The organism is Desulfocurvus sp. DL1XJH-121 (genome assembly GCF_054819825.1).
On record NZ_JBTVWW010000089.1, the window covers coordinates 1 to 275 of the forward strand.

1 protein-coding gene is annotated in these 275 nt (G+C 71.3%); it reads right to left on the reverse strand.

Features of this window, described 5'->3' with window-relative positions:
* Nucleotides 1-275: hypothetical protein (locus ACYYG1_RS17420; RefSeq protein WP_461211603.1), on the reverse strand; the 275-nt coding region annotated here is incomplete at both ends.

Consider the following 275-nt stretch of genomic DNA (forward strand, 5'->3'; position numbering starts at 1 on the left):
GGCTGCTTGCCAGGTGCTGGCGCAGCGAGGCAAAGCCCAGCGGGTGGCCATAGCCGCGCAGCCGGCTGGCGGGGATGCGCATGGCCTGGCGTACGGCATCGAGCACGGTCGCTTCGCCATACATCTCGGGCGGCAGCCAGCCCGCGCCCACGGGCAGGGCATCGGATACGCCCGAATACAGGTCCGGCGTGAGGGCATCGATGGCGGTGGGGCTGGCAAGGGTGTTGGCTATGAGTGCCGCCTGCGGCGAGGCGGCGATATCGTGGCGCGCGACG